Source organism: Psychrobacter sp. FME6, from assembly GCF_014861365.1.
Taxonomy (GTDB): Bacteria; Pseudomonadota; Gammaproteobacteria; order Pseudomonadales; family Moraxellaceae; genus Psychrobacter.
Genome location: NZ_RRYW01000168.1, coordinates 1 through 3,063, shown reverse-complemented (window position 1 = coordinate 3,063; position 3,063 = coordinate 1). Strand labels below are relative to the sequence as shown.

General features: G+C 42.7%; 3 protein-coding genes. 2 read left to right on the top strand and 1 reads right to left on the bottom strand.

Annotated elements, in window-relative coordinates; translation table 11 throughout:
* Positions 1-264: 264 nt before the first annotated feature.
* Both EI162_RS13880 and EI162_RS13875 read left to right on the top strand, forming a co-directional pair.
* Complete coding sequence (locus EI162_RS13880; RefSeq protein WP_192524890.1) at positions 265-918, top strand: hypothetical protein; 654 nt, start codon at positions 265-267, stop codon at positions 916-918.
* A 76-nt stretch (positions 919-994) separates the two neighbouring features.
* A complete protein-coding gene (locus EI162_RS13875; RefSeq protein WP_192524889.1) occupies positions 995-1,561 on the top strand; it encodes a hypothetical protein in 567 nt (188 codons plus the stop codon).
* A 345-nt stretch (positions 1,562-1,906) separates the two neighbouring features.
* Here EI162_RS13875 and rluB read toward each other — a convergent pair whose 3' ends face one another.
* Positions 1,907-2,866, bottom strand: a complete 960-nt coding sequence (rluB, locus tag EI162_RS13870) for a 23S rRNA pseudouridine(2605) synthase RluB (RefSeq protein ID WP_192524888.1) — start codon at positions 2,864-2,866, stop codon at positions 1,907-1,909.
* Positions 2,867-3,063: the final 197 nt, after the last annotated feature.

The following is a 3,063-nucleotide window of genomic DNA, read 5'->3' as shown; positions in this document are numbered from 1 at the left end:
TAATACGCTTAGTTTACCAAGTTTACTTGTACGGTTTTGTCAGCATAGCTCAATGCCCTAAACACAATCGGCTCAATACATAACAATATAAGGCTTTAATATAGCCTTATTTTTTTGTTTAATAGTAAGAGCTATGGTCAGTCTTAAATATAAAAGGTACCAATAGCATGCTAATACAGATGTACTAGTTTGACTGTTCACCGACTCTATATAAAATAATAATAACCTTGCCCAACTATTCTGTTAAATCATAAGGACAGTCTCATGACCCAAATCACGGCGATGCTCGTAATGTTTGTTCTATATGGGGTGCTACCAGCAGCTGGGTTATATCTGGGTTATCGTGGTATCAAAAAAGTCACCGCACCCAAAATGCTTGAATATAAAGCAATGCCGCAGTTGGGTTATATCCCTGAAAAAAGCTTACCAACAGAAGTGAGAACAGCACTCGATCAGATTAATCAAAAAGGTGAGAAGCTGCGAGTCATTTATGGTGATACCAATAACGATGGCAAGATAGATGACAAAGATACTGTCAACGAAACCTATATTATGATTCAAAACTTGATGGACAAGCACGTGCCACAAGCAGTCACTGATTACCGCCGTTTGCATGACTTAGATGTGGGGAATGGGGCGCTTGCTGATAATACGAAAATTAAGCACTCTGATGTGACTGGTAAAGAAGCACTGCTAGAGGTATTGGGGACGATTAATACCCAGTTTGATGATTTACTAAATGCCTCGTATCATCAGGATGGGCAAAAGCTACTTGCGACCAATCGTTATTTGCAGCAGCGTTTTGATAACCCAAGCAGTAACTCTGAACTACAGCAACTAAATAGTAGTGCGGCTGAGGTTAAAGTCATTAAAAACCCAGCGGGTGATGACGCTAATACTGAGAATGTTAAGTTATAAATAACGGACTACCAATAACAAACCGTCAATCGTATGCTGCAATGTTTGAACAATAAAACGATAAAAGTGAGCCGATATGAGTATCTTAATAGGCGTTGGTGTCGTGTCGACAGTGACGGTCTTGTATCTAGGAAGAAAAGGCTGGTACGCCTTTCATCAGGCGGTGGGTATTACACCTGGCGTCCTCGTTTATCAGGACGCTAAAGCACCGTTATCGTTATCGCATATACAATGGCAGCAGCTGACATTGAATAAAAAACACCTTAAAGACCTGTCAGATAACCAGCTGCATCAACTGCAACGTATCGATGAAAAAGTGAATAGCTATCAAGCCTATCAAAAAGTATTGCCAGACCAGAGTAAGACGCCCGCAGTCACTGAACAACAATTTGTATTGCATAAAATGCTGCATACTCGGTTGCCTGAAATGCTCGCCAGTTATTACCATTTAACCAACATTAATATAAATGCCAACCATGTGAATGAGGCAAAGAATGGAGAAAAATCTGAGGCCAATGAGTTATTACAAAAGGTACTTAACAATATCGAGCAACGTTTGGATAAACTGTTAGCGCAAATGGAGGCGCAGCAGCTGCAAGAATTACGAGTAATGGACAGTTATATTGAGAGCCACGATAGCTAGGGCGTGTTCCCATAAAAAAGCGGCTAGATTTCTGGTGATGGGTTTCGTAGGGTGCGCCACGCGCACCGCTGATTATAGTAAAACTATAGTCAGTGAAACGTAAAATCGATACATCATGTACTGCCGGTACCGTTTTTTCTTGCTTGCTGTGCCTACGCAGACAGAGGCTACAAAAAAACTATACCAGCAGTATCGTAGCGTTTTTAAAGTATTTTAACTAGGGGCTGTATTAGTGTGCTGTATTTTTTAAGTTGAAGCGACGATACTTAGCTTTCTGATTAATTCCAAAACAAAAAAATGGCCATTGATAGTTTATCAACGGCCATTTTTTTATGCTTAAACTTATTAACGCTTATCGTTGCGGTCACGACTATTACGCGTACCACGGCTGGCAGGGCTAGCGCTACTCTTAGGTTTAGCGCTGCTACTACGGTTACTATCATTATTACGACTATCGCTACGGTTATTATCGTTACGGCTGTCACTGCGACGTGCTTTTAGCGGCTTGTTTTTAATACGTTCTTGTTTCTCTTTGGCAGCGCCGTGTAGACCCGTACCGTGACGTGGACGCAAGCTCACTAAATCCGTTAGGGTGTTAATGTCTTTTTTATCCAGCTCTAAGAAACGACCTGTGCGTAGCTCTTTTGGCAGCGCAATCGACCCATAGCGCGTGCGTAATAGACGGCTAACTTTAAGGCCTTGCGACTCGAATAAACGACGTACTTCGCGGTTACGGCCCTCTTTTAGTTTGACGTGATACCACTTATTGACACCTTCGCCGCCACCTTCTTTGATGTCTTCAAACTGTGCCATACCGTCTTCTAGCATGACACCAGCAGTCAACGTACGCGCGATATCAGAGGTGACTTCGCCAAGTACACGTACCGCATATTCACGCGTGACTTCGCTAGACGGATGCATCAAGCGATGCGCCATCTCACCATCGTTGGTGAATAGTAATAGCCCCGTAGAGTTGATATCCAAGCGACCAACCATTACCCAGCGGTCATGAGTCAGTTTTGGTAGACGCTCAAAAACGGTTGGACGACCTTCTGGGTCCTTAGCAGAGCAAACTTCGCCTTCAGGCTTATAGTAAGCCAAGACGCGGCGGCGTTTCTCATTTTCGGCAGTGTATTTGATCTGGCGGCCATCAACGCGAATCTCGTCGCCTTGTTCGACGCGATCACCGATGGTAGCTGGGCCGTTATTGACAGATACGCGACCTGCCTTAATCACTTCTTCCATCTGACGACGTGAGCCAAGACCCATACGAGCGAGGGCTTTTTGGAGTTTTTCATCTTTCATAACGATATCCTTGAATCGGGTTGGTTTTTTACATTTCTCAATGTAGAAATTTGAACGGGCTATTATACGCTATTTAGATTGGTTATATATACATATCATAACGTATCTGTTTTAGAACCGACTATATAGCATTACTATTTTAGGTGGTGTTCTAAAAAGTATGCTGGCATCAGACGTAGCCATAATTGATGTAAAAG

Bases quoted from the DNA above. Each gene is read 5' to 3' on its own strand.
- EI162_RS13880 (WP_192524890.1), top strand. From the start codon at position 265: ATGACCCAAATCACGGCGATGCTCGTAATGTTTGTTCTATATGGGGTG.
- EI162_RS13875 (WP_192524889.1), top strand. From the start codon at position 995: ATGAGTATCTTAATAGGCGTTGGTGTCGTGTCGACAGTGACGGTCTTG.
- rluB (WP_192524888.1), bottom strand. From the start codon at position 2,866: ATGAAAGATGAAAAACTCCAAAAAGCCCTCGCTCGTATGGGTCTTGGC.